Raw genomic sequence first — 21,650 nt, forward strand, 5'->3', positions numbered from 1 at the left:
GGCGGCCAGGCGTTGACCACGGACAGAAGCATGAGTTCGGCGGCGTGACGTTCACTCGGGAGGCTTGACATCATCGGGCCCATTACAGAAGGGCGTGTACTCATAAATCGAGAAAGTGGGCCGGCGCTTAATGTCCCCTTGTGCCCCAGTAGCGGCCCAAAAGCAGACATGCCGGGAGGTCCGTTACGGGCCATGAACAGACATAGCCTCACCCGTCGCGTTAGCGCCGAGCTCTGACCGCCGCTGCAAAGCGTCCTAATAAACCAGGCTAGTGCCGGGCGGCTTCTCTAGCGCGGCGGCCAACGACCGGTACTCCTCGCAGCCAGTCCCGCAAATCGTCGCGATCCGACTCAAATGATATTGGGCCTGCTCGCGGTTGCCCTGCTCGAGCTGCCATAGACCGTAATATTGCCAGGTCAGCACATGGTTCGGATCGGCCTTCAGCGCGCGCTCGTACCAGAGCTGCGACTGCCTGTAGTCGCCGAGCTTGCGATATGAGTAGCCGATGAGGTTGGCCACATTCGGGTGATCGTCGTGGCCGAGCGTCTTCAACTGCTCAATCGCAGAGGCATAGTCAGTGCGGTCGTAGACCGCCGAATAAGCTGCGCGGTACCCATGAGCAAAGGCGGGGTCGTCGAACAGGGACTGCTTGGCTTTTTTGGCCTTGGGCGCGTGGTTGGCCTTGTTGCCCGACCGCTTCGGGTATAACGAAGGTGGATAAGCGGAGCGTTGCCCCATTCCGCTATAGTCTGCCTCACTGCCACCTGGCTCAGTGCCCGGGGCCGCAACAGCCGGAGTGACCGAGAACGCAGCGATCAGCGCAATCGAACACGTTGCCAGCGTCACAATCCTGATCATCAAGTTGGCCATAGGAACCTCCTGCAAGCTACGCCTTCGAGCTCCCAATCCAGCCGAACATGTTAACTCCGGCTTACCTCAAACATTCCTGGAAAGGTATTTAGAAAAACGAGATTTGGTGTGACAGCAATGTTGTCTTATGAGCGGGTCAATGTCCGCAGCGGGTCAAGATCCGAAGAACTCACGTTGAGCACAATTGGTCTGCTATGCTCCCGGAAGCAGACTTCCCATCCGGCCACTTATGAGTACACGCCCTGGTCAGCCGATCGCGGACGAGCCGAGCAGAGCGAGGACGGCCAGCGCCATGATCGCGGTGCCGAGCCAGCCCAGCGCGACCAGCCGTGAGCGGGCCTTGAAGCGGCCCATGATCGCACGGCTCGAGACGATCAGCATCATCATGGCCATGACCGGCACGGCAACGATGCCGTTGAGCACCGCGCTCCATACCAGCATGTGTATCGAGTCGATGCCGGTGAAGCCGAGCCCGAAGCCGATGATGGTCGCGGCCGCGATGATGGTGTAGAAGCCGACCGCTTTTTCCGGCTTCGCCTCCAGCGTGGCGTGCCATCCGAAAGTCTCCGCAACGGCGTAAGCCGCCGAGCCGGCCAGCACCGGGATCGCCAGAAGGCCGGTGCCGATGATGCCGAGCGCGAACAGCGCGAAGGTGAAGTCGCCGGCGAGCGGACGCAGCGCTTCGGCCGCTTCCGTCGCCGAGTTGATCCTGGTGATGCCATTGCCGTTCAGCACGGTCGCCGTGGTCAGGATGATGAAGAAGGCGATGCTGTTGGAAAGCAGCATGCCGACGATGGTGTCGGCCTTGATGCGCGCGATCTCGGGGGCGCCCCCGGTTGGAAGGTCGCGCAGCGGCTTGTCGCGCTTGCCCTGGTTCATCTCCTCGACCTCTTGCGAGGCCTGCCAGAAGAAGAGATAGGGGCTGATGGTGGTGCCGAGCACGGCGACGACCATCAGGAAATAGTCGGCGCTGATCGTCGCCTTCGGCCACACCGCGGCGAGCAACGCGGTGCCCCACGGGATCTTCACGGTGAAGGCGGTGGCGACATAGGCGAACAGCGTCAGCGTCAGGAATTTGAGCACCGGCGAATAGCGGCGATAGGGCACGAACACCTGGAGCAGGGTCGAGCCCGCCGCGAAGATCAGGGCGTGCTCGTGATTGAGCCCGCCGATGACCAGCGAGAGCGCCTCCGCCATCGCGGCGATGTCGGCGGCGATGTTGAAGGTGTTGGCGATGACGAGCAGCGAGACGAGCCCCAGCACGATCCAGCGCGGCGCGAGCTGCAGGACGTTGGCGGCGAGCCCCTTGCCGGTGACCCGGCCGATCCGGGCGCTGACGAGCTGAATCGCGATCATGAACGGCAGGGTCAGAAACACCGTCCAGAGCAGCCCGTAGCCGAATTGCGCACCCGCCTGCGAATAGGTGGCGATGCCCGACGGATCGTCGTCGGCTGCGCCGGTGATGAGCCCGGGCCCCAGCCGTTGCAGCAGCCCCGGCACGGACTTCGCCGAACCTTCGGCGCTGTCGTGCTTGGCGGCGTGCTGCTTCGATCGGTTTGACAGGGGCTGACCTTCCGGCTTCCGGAATTGCGAAGTGTGCTTCAAGCGCGTCATGGCCGCAAAGTTCCTGCGTCAGCCGGCGTCGCGCCGTCCGCTGACGCCAACGCCCCGTCATCCTTTGACACGTCGGGCAACACACTTGTAGAGTGATACCATCACAGAGATCGTCGAGCCCGCACCGTCACCGGTTGCGGGCTCTTCCTTTGCCTCCCGTTCAAAGCGGTCGCCGGCCCCGCGCGCCAGAGCTTGTCGCCGACGATCGGCCGATCCCTGGACACGGAAGCCGTCGGCGATCAGGCAGCACTTGCTCGACTGTGCGCCGTCGCGCGGCACGGTCTGGTTCTCATGCCAGTGGCGCCCGCCGACCGGCGGGGTTATCGTTGTTGCTCTGATTCGCGCCTTCCGAAAATTTGGAACCAAAGCTGGATGCGCGCGTTGCGGTGCCGCTTGACGGGCCGTTCCAACCCGCCCCGGCAGCAAAGTCACGGTGCGGTCCTGCCTTGCACAAGGCCGGGCCGCGCGCCGTACGAGCAAAGAATTTGCAACGACAAAAGGGGGCACATTTGGCCGCCGATCTGGTTTTCAGAATTGCAATTGTCGGGCTGTTTCTGTTTTCAGCGGTGCTCGCTTCCATGCTGTGGCTGAACGTCTGAGCCTCGACGTGCAAGCCTCGACGCGTGAGCCTCGACGAATGAGTCTCGTCCTGCCGTTAGGAACGGCCGGTCCATGGTGGCGTTTTGCTCTTCCATGAGGGAGGAAACGCGATGGACAATCTGACGAAGCGCGGGCAACCGGACCGCAGCAAGATCAACATGCACGAGGCCCACGAGGTCAAGTACTGGACGCACGCGCTCGGCATATCGAAGGAGGAGCTGCAAAAGGCCGTCGACAAGGTCGGCAATTCGGCCGCCGCGGTCCGCAAGGAATTGGCGACGTAACGCATCCGACGCATGCGCGCGGAGGCGCGTGCTGCTACTTGACGCTGACGAACATGCCCCAGGCGGCGGCCAGGGCGCCGCCGGTGAAGACGACCACCGGGTTGTCGCAGAACGTGCTGCCATAGCTGCACACGTTCGCACCGAACTGGCCGAGCTCGTGATGGCTCGCGGAGTAGAACAGTCCCGACAGCACCAGCAATGCGGCGGCGACGTAATACATCGACGGAATCTCCAGCTTGCCCATGCGCCCTCGCAAGGGGCATGTCCCAGCTTGGCGCGGAGAGATTTCATTCCGCCGAATCCGCTTCGCCGCATTTGGATAAAGTTTGACCTGTTGGGCAAACGATGCCGTGATGCAGAAAATGAACGCGGCTCGAGCATGTTACTCATAAATCCGCGATGTCCGCTTCGCCCCCAAGAGCGGCGCAGAAGCGGACGTTCCATGAGGTCCGGGAAGGGCCATAAGGTGACGTAGCAGGATGGTGAGCACGAAAGAGGCCGCCAACTGAGGCGGCCTTACTCACTCTTAAATTCCGCAATCTTTCGATCTTGACACCATAGCTCTACGTCGCACCCGTCAGCTAAGGATCTGGCGCGTTTCTTGGCTTCGGTTTCGTCCTCACACATTAGATCGATGCGAACCTCGATATGTCCGTCGAGGCCCATAATATATGCACGGTACTCTTGCTTCTGCTGCCCGTCCAATGCTTGAAGCCCGTATTTTGAGTTACTGCGTGTTTACATACACTCGCGTTCGCAAATCGTTCGATGAGTCGAATTCATTGATCTATTCCTCGGTTGGCCCGAGACGGCCTTATTCCTCCGGGGGTTGTAGGCCCGGCGACGTTAGCCATCCGTCTATATGAGAAACGGTTTCGAGCTGGCGCAGTTTGAGTTCGAGAAGATCACGCTGCGGTCCTGGCGGCGTATTTTTCAGTTCCGCTATGATGCGGGCTCTTTCCACGTCCAGATTGTCGTCAATGTGGGATTGTGAGCGTCGTCCCATGGCACTCTCCTTTCCCTGCGTGAATTGGGCGGGAGCGCAACCGGCGTTCTCATCACCGATCAAAGCACGGTGCCGAGCGGTGAGAGAACCAGTGTGCACCCGGAACCAGAGCGACGCCAGAACAAAAGTTAACCCAGTAAACGTCTGCCGGGGTCAGAAGCCGACTTCGGGCCATCGGCCGGGATGCGGCTGCTATGGGCCTTGGCGGATGACGCGGCCGAGAAGGCACGTGGTGAGACGAGGAAGATCGAGCGGCGGCATACCTGACAAGATTAGCGGAAAAGCCGCCGCCGGGTTGAGCGCGGCGACGGCTTCTTCTTTACGCGCTCAGACGGCCGCGACTACCCGTCGCGTCGCATGAAGGAAACGGTTAGCGGGCGCTGCGACGCCATCAATTGGATGACGCTCCTGTTTGCGCAATTCATCGACTAGACGTTCGAGGTACGACGGCAGAGGCGAGGCTTCGAGAGATAAGTTCTGTTGCAATCTGTCACCCACCTCGTCACAGATCGACCGGGCAGTCTTATGATCGATGTGGTCCGATATTCTGCTGGTCGGTTCCATATCGCGACCTTTCGATTAGGCCCCACGATTAACTCAAGTTACAGGGATGCGAAAATGTTTCGCGCACCTTCGAAGAATGCCGATGGCTTCATTGAATGGAACGAAGACACTGTGCGTCAGGCCGATTGCCCTTGTCAGTGATACCTGCAACCCGCCGAGTTAGTGAAACTTGGCGCGCGACTTTCAACACTCAGAATGTCCGTTCCGGGTCAAAACCGGCCATACTCTGATTGAGCAAAGAATTTCTGCTTAGACCCCAAAAGCCGACGTCTGCTCCTTTATGAGTACCCGCCCTGGTTCAAAGGCCCGCACGTCAGCGAAGCAATCTTGCCGGGCGCATTGAAGGTGAGGACTGCGCTCACGACGCCATCGCGCGCTTTAGGAAATGGCTGCTCCGCCCTCGGACGGACGGAGATCGTCCAGATGCGAAGCGGGATAATCCCTGAGACGGTCGACCCAATAGGCGCGCAGGCCTTGCCGGGTCGAAATCGTCTTCAGGCCGTCGCAGGCGCAATGGACGATCGCGTCATCGGCATACATTCCCAAAATCGTTTCGATGTCGCCGGCGCGGTAGGCATCAAGCCAGTCAACCGCAGCGGCGGGTCAAAGGACATGTTTCCTACCTACGTACCGTTATGGGCTCGGGGTTTAGGACTGGCCTGATGAACTCGACGTGAAGATCTCCGCTCGGCTATTTTGGATTTCCGGAACGGATTGGGAACGTTAGCGTTCCGCCAAATGAACACTCGGGCGCCGACCTGAAAGTTAACATTTGGCAAGGAACTCCAACACCGCAATGCTATTGTCCATTCATCGCAGAACGGCCCTTGGCTTTTATCTGTGATGAGAACGCCACTTGCGCTCCCGCCTTCCTCTCATGGAAAGGAGCGCGCCATGGCTGAGCGGCGTCGTTTCAAGCAGATCGAATCCCTCGAAGAACGTCTTGCTGCGGAAGCCGGTCGCCTGCGCGAGCAGGCTAAGACTACTCTCCCAGGTATCGAGCGAGAGCATCTACTGCAGAGGATACGCCAGTGCGAGACTGGCTCGCACATGAGCGAGTGGCTAAATTCACCCGGCTTGCAGCCGCCGAAGTGACAGGCCTGCGCAGGTGGACTCGCGAGGAGGAGCGGCAGTTATTGGAGCTTCGCGCTTCAGGCCTACGGTTGGCCGCAGTGGCCAGAAAGATTGGTAGGACTGAGGCAGCCGTTATCGGCCATCTCGCAATAATGAAAGCGAGGCAAGAAGCCACGAAATAGTAAGGCCGCCTCAGTTGGCGGCCTTTTGCGGCGACTTCCATCTCCTTTGCGGTGCACGCGAGAGGGCGGTTAGCTCTGGAGTTATCCGCCCGCCGTTCAGTGTCCTGATCCGCCTTCGCTGGTGTCAAAGCAAAGGGCCGCTGTTTTGGCAGCGGCCCCTCATGCTTCCGGGTTTCAATAATTCCGAAATGAAAATGCTCTAACCAGCTCCCCGGGTTGCCATTTTTTCCCGGTTAACAAATCCTTGCCATAACAAATGTGAACCAGATCGGTAAATTTCCCAGTGTCCTGATCTGCCAGCAATCCGCATGAACTTAAGATCTCCCGGATTGACTATTTGTTCATGATTTGTTCTTATCGTGCCATCGTCAGATGGAGATGGGCCGTGGACAACCGCATCAATGAAATCCGCAACATCGTCAGAGCGTTACGCGTCAGCATGCGAGAGGCCGAGGCCATCATGCACGAGCAGATCAATCGCGACGAGGACTGCACCTTCGTGGCGGAAGAGATCATGAAGATGCGCGTGGTGATGAGCGGCCTGGTTCAGGAGCGGACGCGGCTCGGCGACAGCGAGCCTATTCTCGTGCGCAGCCTCTTCGTTCCGCGCCGGCCGCCGACAACGCCGCGGACTGGTCTTGCCAAGCGCCGCCTCGTACCGCACGGAATTGAGCAGCAACGGGGCCACGCACGCCCGTGATCATGGATGGACAATCTCAGGCGGTTTCCGGCGCCGTGGGTCATGATCGCGGAAGAGGAGTGCTTCCGAGTCAAGGACGCGAACGGCTTCACGATCTGCTGCGTTCTTCATCGCGATGATCTGCACTCGTGGGGCTACCAATATGCCCACCAGTATCTATCGCGCGACGAGGCGCGACGGATCGCAACGGCAATCTCGCGATTGCCGGAGCTGTTGAAGCGTCCTCAGTATTGAGCTGTTCGCTTTGCCAGGTCCCCTTTGGAACTTCTTGCTCCAAACTGGAATTAGTTTTGTGGTCGGCCCACCGCCGATGGCCGGCCTGGAATGGCGGCTCCGGCGCCCCCAGCCCCCCGTCCCGCGCCGGGGCCGTTTTCACGAGTTAGGGCTGGGACAAAAACACCGGCGGCATCGCCGCCAGACGTTCAGCAGGCACCTGTAGATCGTTTTCTAGAGATCGTTTTGGGTCTCGACGAAACACGCCTGAAACATTGCTGAAACCAGATTGTCCTGAACGCCGCGCCCGTTGGCCCCGACCAACGGAGCGAGAAGGAGACAAGTCATGATCCAGGTCGGTTCGAAGGAAGAAGTCGCGTTTCTGCTGGCGCTGTTCGGCACGCACACCCAGCCGGTCAAGCGGCCGAAGCCGAAATCGCAGCAACGCTGAAGGCTGAGCCATGCCCGGTTTGGCCGATTGCCAGAGCCTCTTGCGTCTCTTGATCGCAAGGGGCGATCCGAGGGCCATTCCGCTCGCCAAAGGCGCCATCGATCAATACCTGAACACCGCGCCGGCCAGCCTCCGCGGGCGCGGCCTGCGCGTGCTCCAGCGCGACGCGCTCGACCAGCACGGTGCCGCGGTCGGGGTGCAGCGCTCCTTCGCGGAGACGGTGGACGCCTATATCGAGCGCAAGCTTGCGGAGGAGTGACACCTTCCGATGCGGCGGCTGGGGCAGCGTGGCTGCCGGTCAGGCTGCGACGGGTGGCGTAGCTTGCTTCAACAGCCCGATCTTCCGGTCGAGATGCCAGACCTCGACGTTGCCCCGGCGCGTGAACTGTTGTGCGACGCGAAGCGCGGATGCATCGGAGTCAGCCTCGAATGCTTCGGCGGAGCGAAACACGCCGTTCTCGCCGACCAGATAGGCGCGGTATTGCCGGGTCATGTCGGCGGCCTCAGGCCGGGCGAATGCAGCCAGGACTCGATCTGGATGGCCGTCTCGTCCTGTCGCGCCCGGCGCAGCAGGATCTCACGGCGGCGTCCCGGCGCAAGCACCTGGGCCTCCTCGCGAAGGCGTGCGGCCTCGTCTGCGAGCCGCTCGTGGAGAGTTTTGGACTGTTTAACCCGACGCCGCTTCAGCATGACACTGCTCCCTCGTCAGAGTGGGCGGGAGCGCAACTGGCGTTCTCATCACCGACCGATGCCAAGTGCCGTGCGGTGATATTTCAACTCTACGCCTCGGGCCGAGGAGAGTCTGTATCATTTGTTAATTGGTTCGAAGAATCTCTCGGGCGTCATCGCAGCTCGGTTTGAGCAATTTTATTCCTATCGCGTGCAGGTAGTTCCTAAGTTCACTATTGAACGGAAGTGGCGTCGGCGATTGAAGGTCTATCCTCCTTGTCTGCGCCCCGCGCCACGATTTTAAGCGCTTGATCTGACAAAGGCCGTTGGAGCGCCTTAGCCTCGTCCCATGGCGCCCCCAGCCAAACATCTCGTTCTTCGGCCGTCGTCAGGATCGCCGGCATTGCCTTTGGATGAATGGGCTCGACAACGGCATTCGGCGCCGTCGTGAGAAAACCATAGACCTGATGAGGTCCAGGCACGGGCTTTGACTTCGTACCGCGATCGCCCTTGAAAGTTGTCCAGATACCGGCGAACGCGAACAGCGGCCGCGTCTCGTCTATCGCAAACCACACGACGTCTTTCTTCTTTGTTTCCGGATTCGGCTCAGGCGCATACTCAGCAAAACTGTTGACGGGCACGAGACAGCGATGCTCCGGCTTGAGCCATGCGCGCCAGTGCGGCGACGAGGTGTTGCGGATGTTGGTGACGGGCGGGCCGGGCTTGCTCGGTGGTGGCGGCATGCCCCAACGCATCATCACAATCTCCCGTTCGCCCCCGCCTGCGTCGCGAATGACCGGTGCCGGGTAATCCGGAAATACGCCCGGCATTGGTGGCAAGTTGCCCTCGTAGCGACGGACCACACGGAAGAGCCCGGCGATGGCGGCCTGATTGGTGGTGATCGAATACAGATTGCACATGGAGACGATTATTCCTTACCGCTCGCCCGGCCAAAGGTAATTTCGAGTGAGGGGGGTCGCTAGTCGTAATGATGTCTGTATTCACATCAATGGGCAAACAGACGTCAGGTTGGCCTGTGCATTAAGGGCCAATTCCGGACATTGCTTAGGGGCCACAGTGTCTTCGTGTGACGCCACCTGTTTCCCGGATGCGTCAGGTGACGTAGAGTGCCACTGCCCCTTGAAGCGGGACGTGCCGAAATCACCGTCCGGGCAAACGAGCAGCACTTGTGCCGTCGGCAAGCACGCTCTCTTAGAGACCGTTCTTTTTTCGGTTTCGTACCACCGTTCACCACGAACTTTGCGCGCTGCTTACGCGGCGGCTCGTTCGGTAACGTCGGGAGAAAGCGATGAGCAAGATCGATCGAAGGTCCGCACTGGGAATCGCGTTGGCTGCGGTTTCGGCTGCCATGGTCAAGCCAGCCGCCGCTCAAGCCACAAGCTACAAGGATACGACGCCTTGGCCAGGTGTCGTGGTGCGCGAATATGAAGGCGAAACACCATCCTTGATCCCAGGTTTTAAGACCGTCTCAATGCGCGATATCATTATGCAGTCGGGGTCAAAGACCATGGGGCCCCCGATGATGAATGCCATGGTCTGCCATATCACCGAAGGGGAGCTTCGGCTTGAGCAGGAGGGAAAGACCTTTACGGGCAAGAAGAATTTTGTCTGGACCTGCAACAAGGAAACAAAAGAACAGGCGTTCAACGATGGGAATGTGGTCGCGATTATGCGGATCACCGACTTGAAGGCTTAACGCTCGTTTCTTCGCAAGAGATCGATTGTGGGTGCGGATGGTGCATGCGACAACGCGCCATCCGCGTGCAGGACCGCCTCGGTCAATCGCATCGATCAGCGACCGTGTCGCCTATGTCCGGTCTGCCCAACACAGCGCACTTCTGTGACTGCTCGAGTGCCGACGGGCTCGTCAGTTTCGGGTACCCCGACTACAAATCTAAAGCAGGACCTTGAAGCAGAGTGAACCGTGTGCCAACGCGCGGGCCGCGACCGCGCTTTGCGGCAAGGCAGAAGTGATGTAACTTCTCTTGCGAGCTGCCATGAGGACGTGCCGACAGTCCTGTACTCGCCAATTATCTTAGCGGCAGCGCTGATGCCGTCGGCGGGCAAATTCCTAGACCTGTAATCTCTGGTCTGTTCAATCGCAGTCAAAACCGAGGCGCGAATGACGTGCACACCGCGTGATGTGCGCGTGAAGGAAAATGCCGCATTTCACATCAGGAGCTTACAATGGATCGGAAAACCTTTCTGGTCGGCATTATCGCCGCCGCATGCCTTGTTGCAACCTCTACACTAATGCCGGGCACCGGGCACGCCCAAGCGGATCCGAGAGTAACGAAATCGATGGAAACCTTAAAAGCTATGACGGCGAAATTAGGAGCCCCCAAGCTCGAAGGAAGGGAAGCTGTTGGGGGTAAAGACGCACCCGCTCTGCATTTCGGCACGACTAAGATCAATAACAACTTTGACATCGTCGACGCGGTTGGAAGCGAGGACGGCAAAGGGATGACGGCCACGCTGTTTGCAAAAGACGGAGGCGAATATGTCCGAGTATCCACAAGTGTGCCAAAACCCGATGGAAGCGGCCGAGCAGTTGGCACCGTCCTAGCCGGGCCAGCGCTTGAATCGATCAAGGCGGGGAAGAGCCATTACGGCGAGGTGCCTATACTGGGTACGCCCTACATAACCGGATATGAACCGATCAAGGACAGTACGGGCGCCGAAATCGGCATCTATTACGTCGGCTACAAGAAGTAGTTGAGAGCCATAAGAAATCGTCTGGCAACACTGGACGCGCGGCCGTAGCTGTCGAGGTCCGAGTTGGGTCAAAACCGGCAATACTCTGGTTGAGCAGAGAATTTCTGCTCAAATCCCAAAAACCGACGTCGCCGATTTGCCGGTTGGAATGACGGCGCCGGCGCGACCCGCACCCGGAGCCGCTTTGGCGTCTTTGACACGTCGGGCAACACACTGGCATAATACAATCATTGAGACGATTTCGTTCGTACCCGCGCCGGAGATTCATCCGCCGCGGGTTTTTTTTATTCTCGATCCAGGACCGGACCTGATTGCAAAGGGGTTTTTCAGATGACCGAATTGGTGAACAAGCGCTCTGAAGTGGCGTTGGCGAGGGAGGCGGCTCGCAGAACTTTGAAGCAGCGAACGATGACTGAGATCAAATCCTTGGCGCGGACGCACACGGTACACGCCGTGAATACTCTCGTGAAGATCATGCTCGACAAGAATGCTCCAGCGCATGCACGTGTCTCGGCCGCCAATGCCATTCTCGATCGCGGATGGGGCAAGCCGTTGCAGCCCATCGCGAATGAAGACGGTAAGCCCCTTGAGTTTATTCATCGCATCGAGCGGGTCATTGTAAATCCCGGCGACGGTCAAACGTTCGAGGCCCATCTTGACGAATCCGTGCTCCGCGAACCGCTAAGCGTTCTTGGAAGCATCGGCGCGACGGGCGATTTCGACGTCTCTCACGAAGAGCTTTGGCTGCGTTCGCAGGAGAATACATGAGCGCTGACCGACAGAAGCCGCGCCAAACGCGGATTGAGCGAGATCCCCCAGCTCAAGGCATTGCGGAATTGACCGGTTGGCCGCGCCGGATGGCCGACGCGCTTGCATACAGACCACAGAGCCCGGCTCTAGACGTCGGCTCGCCAGGTGAAACGGCTGCATTGGAGGGCAAGGCGACCGGTTCGGTGGGCTTGGCGTCTCTCTAGTGCAAGTCTCAAAAGTCCCTGAAAACACTGGCGATCACTACAATATGTTAGGGGGCGTACCCCCCAAAGGTCAAGCCGAGGCAAGCCGAATTGATGTGACCGTTGTGACAGTGCTGCGACCACAATTTGCCGACGCACGCGCGGCATGGGGGAAACTTGCAAGCGTCAACCTATCTGATGCCCCCACAAAAAAATCCGTCATTTTTCGCAAGTTTAAGTTGGCGCACATCCCAGCGTGTACTTGTCGGACACAGGAGAGCTCGTGCATGAACCCGAATCTTACTCCTGTTACTTCATACGTGATCGACAACGTGCACCACGCGCACGACGAAGTATGCGAGAGGACGGACCTCGTCGAGCGCGAAGGCGAAATGGATCAGTTCTCAGTTGGTGCGCCTGAAGACATCGCGTTCGATCCACCCAGGATGAACGTGCGAAATGTTGAGGCAGCCCTATCGGTCATGAAAGTCGATCCGGCCAAGGTAAAATGCGTAGCGTCCCAATAAAGCCAATGGCCTGCGTGATACGTTGGGCACGTTTGGTCGCAGAGATAATCGACCGGTTTGAGCAAGTCGACCCTTCCGGGATACTTAGACTGCACACGAGCGAGCATTGCATTGATGGCTGCGCCCGCCGCTACCGCGTTCACCTTTGACATGGGCGCACATGGAGGAGGTGGCACATGAGGCAGCGGCCCTTGAAGTAACCGCGGCCGATTGATCTCGCAGCCGGCAGGAACTTGGGCGCCCACAATCATTACACGCCGAACAGGCGTTAACACGCGTAGCGTCTCAGAAAGGGCCGCTTCGAGCTTGGCGAACGATCCAGCATCGTTCGGCCACATGCCTGGTTGGTCGTAATCGATGCCCGCATCGTCATAGGTTTCCCACCGCTGGATGAATATCAGCGGGTGCGTTTGGGTCTCAAGTTGAGCGATTTGCTCATCGCGAACCCGAAGACAATCCACGCGTCGTCGCGATCTGATGGCTGCTCCTTTGACAATCGGGCATCCGGCAGTGCCAACGTACTGAAGGTTTCCACCTAGGCTCTCGACTAACGGCAACATTGCCGCCACGTACATTTCAGCATGGGAGTCTCCAGCCAAGTCAACAATCGGTAGGCCCGGCGGCCAAACGACTTGATCAGTAGTGGGAGAACTGTCGAGCCTTCCATCCGCCAAAACCGACTCAGGCACCCGCCATGCAAAACCCTTCAGAATGAATGTTGCGTGAGTCAGAATCGCAAATGCCAGAATAGCCGCGCTGAATTTCATCAATGTCTTCAACGGCGCTCCAGAGGCTGCGCCTCCAGCAACGATGAAGCGACGTTCCACGAAATGGTACATGCTGGTAGCGACGAAAAGCATCGTCACAAGCATGACTATATTGCCTCCAGCAGTGTCGGCCGCCTCACCAAAGATGAAGCGCGAGTAGAAAATGATCGGCCAGTGGCAAAGATAGAGTGAATACGAGATTGTTCCGATGGCGGTTAGCGCCTGAGAGCGTAGAGCGCGAGAAACGAAGGTTGTATCTCCGGTCCAAATCACAGCAGCAGCGCCAAGGCATGGGATCATAACGAGCAATTCTTGCCGTGACGTGTCTGGCTGCAACAAAAGGGCACTGGACAAGATCACAGCGAAGCCAGCCGCCGAAAGCAATTCACGGACCGATTGGCGGCGTGGCGTTTGACCGGCGAAAAGCACCAAGGCGCCACAACCGAACTCGAACATGCGAAACGGCATCAAGAAGAATACGGCAGAGCTGTCGATGGGGCCAACCCATATCGTGGCCAAGAAGGATGCAAGCGACAACAGGACGATTGCCGATCTTATGCATCCAACGCGCGCCGCGGCGATCAGGAGTGCGGGCCAAATAAGATAGAACTGCTCTTCAAGCGACAGCGACCAACAGTGAAGCAGGGCGAGTTCGTCCGACTTCGCTGCGAAGTAATGGCTTGCTTCTCTCCAATATTGGATGTTTGCGATCGACAGCAGCGCATGCGTGCACTCCTTCGCAATATCGAGAAACAGTAGAGGCGCCGTCCACAACGCGCCCGACAGGTACGTCATAAGCACCGTGAAGATCAGGGCTGGATAGATGCGCCTCGTTCGTCGCAAGTAGAACGCGCTAAAGGAAAAGCGACCGCCAGCGTCGTCCATGAGGATATTGCGAGTGATCAAGTAGCCGGAGATGACGAAAAAGACGTCGACTCCGACGAAGCCGCCCTGAAAGCCCGGTACTTTCAAGTGAAACAGCAGAACGCTCAGGACAGCAATCGCTCGAAGTTGAACGATTTCCCCGCGAAAGCTCGTTCCCTCCGAACCTATCATCTCCAATGAGGCCACCAGAAGCTGCAACGTTTCCAAATATTTCTACTGGATTGCAGTCTATTACCTGAGAGGATTTCAGGGTGTAAACCTCAATTTTGGTTTCTAATAAAGGTAGCCGTCCTACCCTCCGAACAGCGATCTAGACGAACAGCTAGGGCCAATCCCGCTATTGGGGTCTAACTCTAGGGGAAAAAGGCAAAAGACAGATGCACGAGGGAGTGGACGGGGCGCTAGACCCCCGACACGATTCGAACGTGTGACCTTTGCCTTCGGAGAGCAGCGAGCGGCGTAACGTTCGGATATTGAGCCGTGTTTCGAAAACCTGATGCCAATCAAGCCCGCGGAATCCCGCGGGCTTTGTTTGTATGGCGCCTCTGACGTTCGCGCGCTACGCCGCAGCAGCCGGTCCAAACCAGGTGGTCAGCGCGTCCTCGAGCCCTCGTTGGCTTTCATCTCCGACCCACGCCACGTGCCCGTCTGGCCGAACCAGCACGGCTTCGGGCGTGGCGACCTGCCCGATGGCGGGGAGCTCCCACGCGCCGTCGTGGCTGGCGTTGATGACTCTGATGCGATCTGCCCAGGGTGCGATGTCGAACCCGCCGGACTTGCCGAAATTGATCAGCAGGGCCTGCGCTCCGTGCAGCAGCGTGAACAATCTCTGCGGATGGCCCTCGACGATCAAGTCGAGATCGGGCATCCGGCGCCCGAGCAGCTCGTGTCCCTCGCCGAGATCATAGCGGATATCGAGTCCGCTCATCATCGCGCCAAAACGTTTGCGCGGCTCCTCCATGGCGAGCAGGTCGGACACCACATCGCGCGCGGCCTTGAGGCCGGCCTCGCCGCGGCGGAGCATGGCGATTTGCGCCATGGTGTTGCGCAAGACGCGCGCAGCGACGGGATGACGTTCGGCGTGGTAGGTGTCGAGCAGGCCGTCGGGCGAAATGCCCCTGACCACCTGCGCCAGCTTCCAACCGAGATTGACCGCGTCCTGCACGCCGGTGTTGAGGCCTTGCCCGCCGACGGAGTGATGGATATGCGCGGCATCGCCGGCGAGCAGCACGCGCTCCCGGCGATAGGACACGGCCTGCCGCGCCGCATCGGTGAAGCGGGAGATCCAGGCGGGATTTTGGAGCCCGAAGTCGGTGCCGTACACGGCGACGAGCGCATCGCTGAGATCGCGCAGGCCGGGTTCGCCGGTGCGGTCGAGCGTCGCTTCCGTCACGACGACCAGCACGCGACCGCTCTCCGCCTTGCTGAGGCCATGAAAGCCGATGGCGTCGTGGCGGAGACCACATACCGGCTCGTCGCGCATCTCGACTTCGGCCATGAGATTGCTGAGCGTCGGATCGGAGCCGACGAAATCGATGCCGGCCTTCTTGCGTACCAGGCTGCGACCGCCGTCGCAGCCGACGAGGTAGCTTGCGCGCAATGTCTTGCCGCCGGCGAGCGCAACGTCGATGCCGGTCGCATCCTGAACGAAGCCGATCACCTCGGAGTTTCGATAGATCGGCACCGCGAGCTCCTCGACCCAGTCGGCCAGGATGCGCTCGATGTGGCTCTGCCGCAGCGCGAGGCCATAAGCGTGCCGGGTGGGGAGATCGCCGATGTCGAGCCTGGTCCAGGCGAAGCCCGCGAGCTGGGTGACTTGCCCCTCGCGCAGGAAGCGCTCCGCGACGCCGCGCTGATCGAGGATCTCGATGGTCCGCGCGTGCAATCCGCCGGCCCGCGTACCGACGAGCTCCTGATCCGGGCGCCGCTCGACCACGGCGACGTCGACATCCGCGAGCGCGAGCTCGGCGGCCAGCATCAAACCGGTCGGGCCGCCGCCGGCGATCAGCACGGCATGGTGACTCGCGCGGCTGGCGCCGGCCCGCTCGGTACGGCCGCGCGGCCGGGACGACGGAAGCAATACAGGCATGTGGACCCCCTCGCGTCGCTGCTTTGGATGCTCATTGGGTCGGGGGTTCTACGGCAGAGCGGGGGACTTGAAGCAAGCCCCTTGCGCACCACATATCAAGCTGGGAGGAATGACTCCTTCTTCCGCGTTCGCCGCGTTGACACGTCGGGCAAAACACCGGCAGAATGGCATCATCGACATGAGTTTGGTTCGACCCGCGCGGGAGCTCCCGCCGCGGGTTTTCTTTTGGGCTCTGGCGTTCAGCGAACGCCGGTGGTTCGCCGCATGGTGTCGGCGAGCTCCTCGAACGAAAACGGCTTCCTGATCATTGGCAGGCCCCCGCGCCGCGGTTCGCGCCCCGATAATTGCAGGATCTTCAATTCCGGGCGTAGCCGCTTCGCCAGTTCGGCCAGTTCGTGACTGTCCATGCCCGGCATGTTGATGTCCGTGATGAGGATGGAGATGTTCTCGTTCTGCCTGAGCCGATCAAGCGCATCCGGGCCGCTTTGGGCGCTTGTCACCTCGCAGCCGAGATCTTCCAGCATGCCCACGATGACGTCGAGGACGCCGGGATCGTCGTCAACAACCAGTACAGCATGGCTCATCGCGCGCACGGTCCTTTGACTGAAGGAATAAACGCGCCGCTCTTCGGCTAAGTTCCGGCACGGTGTGGTCGAACGAGGGATGTTTGACATGTCGAAACACTGGCAAATGACATCAACGAGACGAGTTTGGTCACCCGCGCTGGAAACACCCGCCGCGGGTTTTTCGTCTCGATTTTGAGATCGGACGGTGGCCGCGCATCCGGCCACGCACTCGCTAGACCACGTTCAAGGAACGCCGACCGGCGCGGCGCCGGGTCCGTTGCCCGCGCCGGCGCGGTCTCGGGGCTCACGGACATAGGGTTCGCGCCCGAAACGATCGCGCTTGGTCGCGCGATCTGCCGCCTTTTTTCTTTTTCGTGGAGAGATGATGACCGCCTAACTGATATCGCTCGCACTCGCGCGCGGGCCTGGTTGCAATCGTGTTGTGGGAGACGTTTTCTTGAGCGATGAGATCGAAGGCGAGCTCGCGAGCGAGCCGGCCCGCCCGCCCGCGCGACGGAAGACGTCTAAGGCGCGGATGCTGACCGAGACTGATTGTATCCTTCTACTTCGCCAAGCGAGGTCTCGAGAACGTTGCAAGGATCATCAACCAGATGATGAAATCAGGGCGATCGTGGCTGAGACGCTTGCCGAGCAACACAGGCTGCAACAGGAGAGCATCGATGCCTTCGTACTGAAGGCCGTCGCATCGGTGCTAACTTCCTTCGGAATCGAACACGACGACCGGAAGGAGCTAAGGACTGATCTCCAACACGTGCGGAGGTGGCGAAAGAGCGTGGAGCAGGCGCAGAGCTACACCTTCAAGGCCGTTATCACGGTGATCGCGACCGGACTGATGGGGGCCGCTTTGCTAGGCGTTAGGGTCGTGCTGGGCAAGTGAGCTCCCACGGTGCCGACATCACTGCACTTGCACGCACGCTATTTCCCGCAAACGGGCCGTACAAAATTCGCATCGTTGATGCACCCGATGACGACCTCGTCGATACGTTGGCTGATCTGCATCGGTCGACGTTCTTCGACGCGGCGGCCATGCCGCAATTCGAGTTGGGAGCGTGGTGGCTTGCCTAACATGGCGATGAGGCGGTCGCATTTGCCGGCGTCATACCGTCGACGCACATTCGAAACGGCGCTACTTCTCGAGGGTCGGCGTGCTGCGACGGCATTGGGAGCGGGGACTGCAGCGCAGGTTGATGCGTGTGATCGAGGCGAGGGGGCGGCGTGTCGGATGGGATGCCATTGTCTCTGATACGACTGACAATCCGGTCTCTGCGAATAACTTCATCCAGGCGGGCTATCGGCTCTTCGAGCCAGAGGTGCCCTGGGCCTGGGCGCACACGCTCTATTGGCGGAAGTGGCTTCGCTGAGCGGGGTTTCCCGTGATGCGGAACGTGCTCTTCTCGGCGTAGGATGGCCAATGCCAGACACGGCGTGGCCTCGTACGCCCAAAATGTTCGGGGGTCCGGCAGCTTGATGGCTGCCGGGCCCTTTTTGCGTATTGAAGCGATGCGGGTGAAGCACTTGCGAAGTTGGTGGTGGCGGGCTTTAAGTTTGCTCTTGCAGGAAATTCGGCAACCATAAGCCGATGTAAGGGAGCGCCGTCGATGCCCACCAAGCCTCAATTACCGGAACGTTCGTTGCGGGCGACGGGCGCGCCTACCGCGCTCGACGATCTCTTGGTCGTCGATTTTACGCGGGTCGTGGCGGGGCCGGCCTGCACGCAGACGCTTGCCGATTTCGGTGCACGCGTCATCAAGATCGAGAATCCGGATGGCGGCGACGATACGCGCGCCTACGAGCACGCCGAAATCGGCGGCGAAAGCGCCGCCTATCTGAGCCTGAACCGCAACAAGCGCGGTATCGCGCTCGACCTGACCGTGCCGCAGGCTCGCGAGATCGCGCTGGACCTGATCCGGAAGGCGGATGTGGTCGTGGAGAATTTTTCAAGTGGAGTCATGAAGAAATTCGGCCTCGACTACGAGGCGGTCGCGCCGCTCAACCCGCGGCTGGTCTATTGCTCGATCTCGGCTTACGGACGCTCAGGACCATTTGCCGCGCGGCCCGGCTTCGATCCCATCACGCAGGCGGAAAGCGGCTTCATGTCCCTCAATGGGTTTGCCGACGGGCCTGCGGTTCGTACCGGCCCCCCGATCGTGGACATGGCGACGGGGATGTCCGCCTGCAACGCCATCCTGCTGGCGCTGTTGGCGCGCGATCGGCTCGGCCGTGGGCAGCATGTCGAGGTCGCCCTGTTCGACGTCGCCATGGGCATGACCGGCTTCTACGGCATGGCCTATCTGATCAACGGCGAAAACCCTGGCCGGTTCGGCAATTCGCCGAACGGGTCCCCCACTGTTGGTGTCTATGAAGCTTCCGATGGGCCGCTTTACATGGCCTGCGCCAACGACCGGCTCTATCGCCGGCTGGTGGTCGAGGTGCTGAACCGGCCCGATTTGATCACTGATCCGCAGTTCGCGTCGCGCAAAGCGCGCTCTGAGAACAAGGAGCTCCTGCGGGCAGCCATCGCAGAGGTCTTTGCGAGCGATACCCTCGAGAACTGGATGGCGAAGATGAAGCTGGCCAATATCCCGGTCGGCTATCTCCGAACGGTCGAGGAGGGGTTCAATGCGCCCGAGGCCCGCGAGCGCCATCGCCTGAACAGGATTCCGCACCGTACTGCAGAGTGGGTCCCCAATATCGAACCTCCGATCAATATGAGCCTGACGGGAGCGATTGATCCCGTCGCTGCGCCCCTGTTAGGCGAGCATACCGAAGACGTCCTGCGTGATACGCTCGGTTACGACGAGCGCCAGATTTCGGAATTCACTCAGAAGGGCGTCTTTGGATCAGGCAAGCCATCGACATCAGGCTAAGCCTGAGCGGTCAGCTCCATGGAGCCAGGCATCGCTAAGCTTGCGGATAGCTGCTTTGAGAAGACGGTATACGCGACATCGCATTCCTGTGAACAGCCGGGGTGCGGGGCGACCACGCAACGTAAACGCTGCCCAGCTTGATTTGGCGAAGTTCCCGCCGCATAACTATGTGAAAGCGAGGGACTCGAATGGCGCCTGGTCAAGAGCCGAGCATGGGCCAGCCGACGGGGCAGGAAGTCGGCGAACGTGCCTATGCGGCAATGATCGCGAGGACCCGGGCGCTCGTGCCGCGGCTGCGGGAGCGGGCCGCCCGCACGGAGGAACTGCGGCATCTTCCGACGGAAACCGAGAAGGATCTCCACGACGCTGGCCTGTTCCGCATGCTGCAGCCGAAGCGCATCGGCGGTGCCGAGCTTGACTATGTCGCTCTTGTCGACTGCGCCGAACTGCTGGGAATGGCGGATGCATCAGTGGCGTGGAATCTCGCTAACCTGGCGAGCCATCATTGGATGCTCGGCATGTTCGCGCAAAAGGCGCAGGATCTGGTCTGGGACCGCGATCCGGACGCGCTGATTGCATCCTCGTTCATTTTTCCTGCCGGACGCGCCACGCGGGTCGAGGGTGGCTACCGGTTGCACGGCAGCTGGCCGTTTTCCTCGGGCGTTGCCTCCTGCGAATGGAACATGCTTGCAAGCGTTGTCTATTCTGACGACGAAGCAGACGGGATCGAGTACCGAATCTTCCTGTTGCCGAAAGTCGACTACAAGGTGCTCGACACCTGGAATGTCACGGGACTGCGCGGTACCGGCTCCTGCGATGTCGAAGTCAGGGACGCTTTCGTGGCCGACTATATGACGGTCGCGGTTGGCGATCTTGCCGGCGGCCCGACGCCGGGAAGCAAGGTCAATCCCAATCCGCTGTATGCGCTACCCGTGTTCTCGCTGTTTCCTTACGTCCTCTCCGGCGTCGCGCTGGGGAACGCTCAAGCATGCCTCGACGATTATGCGGAGGTCGCGCGTCATCGCATCTCGACCTACAACCGCGCCAAGCTCAGCGACTTTCAAAGCACGCAGATCAAGATCGCGGAGGCTTCGGCCAAGATCGACGCTGCGCGCCTGATCATGCGTTCGGCTTGCGTCAATGCAATGGAAGATGCAAGGCGCGGCCGTATTCCTGATATGGCGACCAAGACCAGATATCGTCGCGATGGCGCATTTTCCGTGAATCTGTGCACCGACGCGGTCTCGATGCTGTTTGCGGCGAGCGGAGCGCGCGGTCTGTTCACGACGGGCGTGTTGCAGCGGCAGTTCCGCGATGCGCACGCGATAAACTCGCATCTTGCGTTCAACTTCGATGCGGCCGGAACCAATTACGGACGGGTGGCTCTGGGCCTGCCGTCCGAGAATCTCACGCTGTGAGGCCGGCCGATGAATGATCTGCCGAAGCAGCCGGCCATTTCCGATCCAGCCAACGAACTCGCCAGCGACAGCTCGCCGATCGATCCTCGTGATTTTCGCAACGCGCTAGGCACATACGGAACGGGCGTAACGATCATCACGGCCATGGCCGCTGATGGTAAGCCCTATGGTATCACCTGCAATTCGTTCGCGTCAGTCTCCTTGAATCCCCCTCTGGTCCTCTGGAGCCTCGGATTCTATTCCTCAAGCCTCCCCGTGTTTCAGAACGCCAGCCATTTCGCCGTTCACATACTCGGCACGTCGCAGCAAACGCTTGCGAACAAATTTGCAAAATCGTCCGAAGACAAGTTCGCCGGGGTCGACTGGACCCCGGGCCTCGGGAACGCGCCGGTCCTTGCCGAGAGTGTCGCCAACTTTCAATGCCGATCGGTCAATCGCTATTATGGCGGTGACCACGTCATCTTTCTCGGCGCGGTCGAGGCCTACGCCTACAGTGCCAAGGAGCCCCTGCTGTTTGCGCGCGGGGGGTATGGCCGGTTCCTGGCTGATGATGAACGCAAGAAGTCGCGATAAGGCGATTCAAGGACGCTCGTC

Annotated in this window: 22 protein-coding genes and 1 pseudogene; 12 read left to right on the forward strand and 11 right to left on the reverse strand. The window is 60.0% G+C overall.

The window, feature by feature from the left end; genetic code table 11:
* Nucleotides 1-255 precede the first annotated feature (255 nt).
* Both IVB46_RS35970 and IVB46_RS35975 read right to left on the reverse strand, forming a co-directional pair.
* On the reverse strand, nucleotides 256-870 hold the full coding sequence (locus IVB46_RS35970) for a tetratricopeptide repeat protein (protein WP_247315905.1): 615 nt from the start codon (nucleotides 868-870) through the stop codon (nucleotides 256-258).
* 246 nt (nucleotides 871-1,116) lie between these two features.
* On the reverse strand, nucleotides 1,117-2,484 hold the full coding sequence (locus IVB46_RS35975; RefSeq protein WP_249807719.1) for a divalent metal cation transporter: 1,368 nt from the start codon (nucleotides 2,482-2,484) through the stop codon (nucleotides 1,117-1,119).
* A 710-nt stretch (nucleotides 2,485-3,194) separates the two neighbouring features.
* Between IVB46_RS35975 and IVB46_RS35980 the strand changes: the two genes are divergently transcribed.
* Entirely contained in the window at nucleotides 3,195-3,368 is a 174-nt protein-coding gene (locus IVB46_RS35980) for a DUF3606 domain-containing protein (RefSeq protein WP_071911790.1), read from the forward strand.
* 34 nt (nucleotides 3,369-3,402) lie between these two features.
* On the opposite strand, the gene IVB46_RS35985 is transcribed toward IVB46_RS35980, so the two are convergent.
* From IVB46_RS35985 to IVB46_RS36000, 3 genes are all read right to left on the reverse strand, one after another.
* The gene (locus IVB46_RS35985) at nucleotides 3,403-3,588 is read right to left on the reverse strand and encodes a hypothetical protein (RefSeq protein WP_028153023.1); all 186 of its coding nucleotides are present in this window, start codon (nucleotides 3,586-3,588) and stop codon (nucleotides 3,403-3,405) included.
* Between the two features lie 594 nt (nucleotides 3,589-4,182).
* Entirely contained in the window at nucleotides 4,183-4,374 is a 192-nt protein-coding gene (locus tag IVB46_RS35990) for a hypothetical protein (protein WP_155795049.1), read from the reverse strand.
* Between the two features lie 942 nt (nucleotides 4,375-5,316).
* On the reverse strand, nucleotides 5,317-5,478 hold the full coding sequence (locus tag IVB46_RS36000; RefSeq protein ID WP_247303287.1) for a hypothetical protein: 162 nt from the start codon (nucleotides 5,476-5,478) through the stop codon (nucleotides 5,317-5,319).
* Between the two features lie 354 nt (nucleotides 5,479-5,832).
* On the opposite strand from IVB46_RS36000, the gene IVB46_RS36005 reads away from it, so the two are divergent.
* The 3 genes from IVB46_RS36005 to IVB46_RS36015 all read left to right on the forward strand — a co-directional run bounded on the left by IVB46_RS36005 (nucleotide 5,833) and on the right by IVB46_RS36015 (nucleotide 7,817).
* On the forward strand, nucleotides 5,833-6,033 hold the full coding sequence (locus tag IVB46_RS36005) for a hypothetical protein (protein ID WP_085405745.1): 201 nt from the start codon (nucleotides 5,833-5,835) through the stop codon (nucleotides 6,031-6,033).
* A gap of 546 nt (nucleotides 6,034-6,579) precedes the next feature.
* Entirely contained in the window at nucleotides 6,580-6,894 is a 315-nt protein-coding gene (locus IVB46_RS36010) for a hypothetical protein (protein ID WP_166100204.1), read from the forward strand.
* 674 nt (nucleotides 6,895-7,568) lie between these two features.
* Nucleotides 7,569-7,817, forward strand: coding sequence for a hypothetical protein (locus IVB46_RS36015; protein WP_014493719.1), 249 nt, complete (start codon nucleotides 7,569-7,571; stop codon nucleotides 7,815-7,817).
* A gap of 39 nt (nucleotides 7,818-7,856) precedes the next feature.
* Here the strand turns inward: IVB46_RS36015 and IVB46_RS36020 are convergent, their stop codons facing one another.
* From IVB46_RS36020 to IVB46_RS36030, 3 genes are all read right to left on the reverse strand, one after another.
* Complete coding sequence (locus IVB46_RS36020) at nucleotides 7,857-8,051, reverse strand: hypothetical protein (protein WP_071911797.1); 195 nt, start codon at nucleotides 8,049-8,051, stop codon at nucleotides 7,857-7,859.
* Nucleotides 8,048-8,248 (reverse strand): hypothetical protein, encoded by a 201-nt coding sequence (locus tag IVB46_RS36025; protein ID WP_247303285.1) that lies wholly within the window; start codon nucleotides 8,246-8,248, stop codon nucleotides 8,048-8,050. Before IVB46_RS36025 ends, IVB46_RS36020 begins: the two co-directional genes overlap by 4 nt.
* Nucleotides 8,249-8,460: 212 nt before the next feature.
* A complete protein-coding gene (locus IVB46_RS36030) occupies nucleotides 8,461-9,147 on the reverse strand; it encodes an SOS response-associated peptidase (RefSeq protein ID WP_247344666.1) in 687 nt (228 codons plus the stop codon).
* A 389-nt stretch (nucleotides 9,148-9,536) separates the two neighbouring features.
* Here IVB46_RS36030 and IVB46_RS36035 point away from each other — a divergent pair, with 389 nt between their 5' ends.
* The 3 genes from IVB46_RS36035 (at nucleotide 9,537) to IVB46_RS45150 (ending at nucleotide 11,731) form a co-directional block, all read left to right on the forward strand.
* Nucleotides 9,537-9,944, forward strand: coding sequence for a hypothetical protein (locus IVB46_RS36035; RefSeq protein WP_247303280.1), 408 nt, complete (start codon nucleotides 9,537-9,539; stop codon nucleotides 9,942-9,944).
* A 491-nt stretch (nucleotides 9,945-10,435) separates the two neighbouring features.
* Complete coding sequence (locus IVB46_RS36040) at nucleotides 10,436-10,963, forward strand: Cache 3/Cache 2 fusion domain-containing protein (protein ID WP_247303278.1); 528 nt, start codon at nucleotides 10,436-10,438, stop codon at nucleotides 10,961-10,963.
* A gap of 330 nt (nucleotides 10,964-11,293) precedes the next feature.
* The gene (locus IVB46_RS45150) at nucleotides 11,294-11,731 is read left to right on the forward strand and encodes a hypothetical protein (RefSeq protein WP_346016153.1); all 438 of its coding nucleotides are present in this window, start codon (nucleotides 11,294-11,296) and stop codon (nucleotides 11,729-11,731) included.
* A gap of 582 nt (nucleotides 11,732-12,313) precedes the next feature.
* Here IVB46_RS45150 and IVB46_RS36050 read toward each other — a convergent pair.
* The 3 genes from IVB46_RS36050 to IVB46_RS36060 form a co-directional block, all read right to left on the reverse strand.
* A complete protein-coding gene (locus tag IVB46_RS36050) occupies nucleotides 12,314-14,302 on the reverse strand; it encodes an acyltransferase family protein (protein ID WP_247344671.1) in 1,989 nt (662 codons plus the stop codon).
* Between the two features lie 352 nt (nucleotides 14,303-14,654).
* Nucleotides 14,655-16,184 (reverse strand): FAD-dependent monooxygenase, encoded by a 1,530-nt coding sequence (locus tag IVB46_RS36055; protein WP_247303274.1) that lies wholly within the window; start codon nucleotides 16,182-16,184, stop codon nucleotides 14,655-14,657.
* 239 nt (nucleotides 16,185-16,423) lie between these two features.
* Nucleotides 16,424-16,768, reverse strand: a complete 345-nt coding sequence (locus IVB46_RS36060; RefSeq protein ID WP_247303297.1) for a response regulator — start codon at nucleotides 16,766-16,768, stop codon at nucleotides 16,424-16,426.
* A 538-nt stretch (nucleotides 16,769-17,306) separates the two neighbouring features.
* Between IVB46_RS36060 and IVB46_RS36065 the strand changes: the two genes are divergently transcribed.
* From IVB46_RS36065 to IVB46_RS36085, 5 genes and pseudogenes are all read left to right on the forward strand, one after another.
* A complete protein-coding gene (locus IVB46_RS36065) occupies nucleotides 17,307-17,648 on the forward strand; it encodes a hypothetical protein (RefSeq protein WP_247303295.1) in 342 nt (113 codons plus the stop codon).
* 17 nt (nucleotides 17,649-17,665) lie between these two features.
* Nucleotides 17,666-18,132 (forward strand): annotated as a pseudogene (locus tag IVB46_RS36070) (GNAT family N-acetyltransferase).
* Nucleotides 18,133-18,369: 237 nt separating this feature from the next.
* Nucleotides 18,370-19,638 (forward strand): CoA transferase, encoded by a 1,269-nt coding sequence (locus tag IVB46_RS36075; protein WP_247303272.1) that lies wholly within the window; start codon nucleotides 18,370-18,372, stop codon nucleotides 19,636-19,638.
* A gap of 188 nt (nucleotides 19,639-19,826) precedes the next feature.
* Nucleotides 19,827-21,056, forward strand: a complete 1,230-nt coding sequence (locus tag IVB46_RS36080) for an acyl-CoA dehydrogenase family protein (RefSeq protein WP_247344676.1) — start codon at nucleotides 19,827-19,829, stop codon at nucleotides 21,054-21,056.
* A 9-nt stretch (nucleotides 21,057-21,065) separates the two neighbouring features.
* A complete protein-coding gene (locus IVB46_RS36085; RefSeq protein WP_247303269.1) occupies nucleotides 21,066-21,629 on the forward strand; it encodes a flavin reductase family protein in 564 nt (187 codons plus the stop codon).
* Nucleotides 21,630-21,650: the final 21 nt, after the last annotated feature.

Source organism: Bradyrhizobium sp. 61 (assembly GCF_023073075.1).
GTDB classification, from domain to species: Bacteria; Pseudomonadota; Alphaproteobacteria; order Rhizobiales; family Xanthobacteraceae; genus Bradyrhizobium; species Bradyrhizobium barranii.

Bases quoted from the DNA above. Each gene is read 5' to 3' on its own strand.
- IVB46_RS35970 (WP_247315905.1), bottom strand. From the start codon at position 870: ATGGCCAACTTGATGATCAGGATTGTGACGCTGGCAACGTGTTCGATT.
- IVB46_RS36025 (WP_247303285.1), bottom strand. From the start codon at position 8,248: ATGCTGAAGCGGCGTCGGGTTAAACAGTCCAAAACTCTCCACGAGCGG.
- IVB46_RS36060 (WP_247303297.1), bottom strand. From the start codon at position 16,768: ATGAGCCATGCTGTACTGGTTGTTGACGACGATCCCGGCGTCCTCGAC.
- IVB46_RS36075 (WP_247303272.1), top strand. From the start codon at position 18,370: ATGCCCACCAAGCCTCAATTACCGGAACGTTCGTTGCGGGCGACGGGC.
- IVB46_RS36035 (WP_247303280.1), top strand. From the start codon at position 9,537: ATGAGCAAGATCGATCGAAGGTCCGCACTGGGAATCGCGTTGGCTGCG.
- IVB46_RS36085 (WP_247303269.1), top strand. From the start codon at position 21,066: ATGAATGATCTGCCGAAGCAGCCGGCCATTTCCGATCCAGCCAACGAA.
- IVB46_RS35975 (WP_249807719.1), bottom strand. From the start codon at position 2,484: ATGACGCGCTTGAAGCACACTTCGCAATTCCGGAAGCCGGAAGGTCAG.
- IVB46_RS35980 (WP_071911790.1), top strand. From the start codon at position 3,195: ATGGACAATCTGACGAAGCGCGGGCAACCGGACCGCAGCAAGATCAAC.
- IVB46_RS36005 (WP_085405745.1), top strand. From the start codon at position 5,833: ATGGCTGAGCGGCGTCGTTTCAAGCAGATCGAATCCCTCGAAGAACGT.
- IVB46_RS36000 (WP_247303287.1), bottom strand. From the start codon at position 5,478: ATGTATGCCGATGACGCGATCGTCCATTGCGCCTGCGACGGCCTGAAG.
- IVB46_RS36080 (WP_247344676.1), top strand. From the start codon at position 19,827: ATGGCGCCTGGTCAAGAGCCGAGCATGGGCCAGCCGACGGGGCAGGAA.
- IVB46_RS36040 (WP_247303278.1), top strand. From the start codon at position 10,436: ATGGATCGGAAAACCTTTCTGGTCGGCATTATCGCCGCCGCATGCCTT.
- IVB46_RS36015 (WP_014493719.1), top strand. From the start codon at position 7,569: ATGCCCGGTTTGGCCGATTGCCAGAGCCTCTTGCGTCTCTTGATCGCA.
- IVB46_RS45150 (WP_346016153.1), top strand. From the start codon at position 11,294: ATGACCGAATTGGTGAACAAGCGCTCTGAAGTGGCGTTGGCGAGGGAG.
- IVB46_RS36030 (WP_247344666.1), bottom strand. From the start codon at position 9,147: ATGTGCAATCTGTATTCGATCACCACCAATCAGGCCGCCATCGCCGGG.
- IVB46_RS35985 (WP_028153023.1), bottom strand. From the start codon at position 3,588: ATGTATTACGTCGCCGCCGCATTGCTGGTGCTGTCGGGACTGTTCTAC.
- IVB46_RS35990 (WP_155795049.1), bottom strand. From the start codon at position 4,374: ATGGGACGACGCTCACAATCCCACATTGACGACAATCTGGACGTGGAA.
- IVB46_RS36020 (WP_071911797.1), bottom strand. From the start codon at position 8,051: ATGACCCGGCAATACCGCGCCTATCTGGTCGGCGAGAACGGCGTGTTT.
- IVB46_RS36055 (WP_247303274.1), bottom strand. From the start codon at position 16,184: ATGCCTGTATTGCTTCCGTCGTCCCGGCCGCGCGGCCGTACCGAGCGG.